At 56.5% G+C, this 566-nt stretch carries 1 pseudogene; it reads right to left on the bottom strand.

Annotated features, from left to right (window positions below):
- Window positions 1-566 (bottom strand): annotated as a pseudogene (locus ACXAH3_RS16460) (tyrosine-type recombinase/integrase); the annotation flags it as partial.

Raw genomic sequence — 566 nt, 5'->3', positions numbered from 1 at the left:
GCGAACGGTACTATCGATCTTCGTGTGACCAAGTAACAGTTGGACCGCGCGAAGGTTTCCGGTCTTTCGGTAAATCTCCGCTGCTTTTGTCCGGCGGAGCGAGTGCGTGCCATATCCACTTGGTTCTAGCCCGATCGCCGTGACCCAATCACGCACCAAGCGCCCATACTGGCGGGTTGAGATGTGTGGCCGGTCATGAAAGCGGCTGGGGAACATAAACGGACACGCAAATATCTCGGGCGATTTGACCCAGGCAAGACGGTTTCACGCGTGTTTTCCGTCAGTTCAAACTGGACAGGCCGCTTGGTCTTGCTCTGGACAATCGATACACGTTCTCGCACGCGATCATCTTTGACGAGGTCGGAAACGGCCAGTTTGACCAGATCACAGCCACGCAGCTTGCTGTCGATTGCGACGTTAATAACGCCAGATCGCGTAGATAACCCGCCAATTCAAGCCGCGCCCGGATCGCCCAGACCTGTTTTGGCAAGAGTGGCCGCTTCTGACCGATGATCCGCCCCTTGTTCCAGGCTCTGCGTTTCGGGGTGGTTGCGGGAAGTTGGACT

This window comes from Aliiroseovarius sp. ABM4_368 (assembly GCF_056161205.1).
Note: the sequence above shows the minus strand (reverse complement) of the source record. Positions and strands in the feature narration are given on the sequence as shown.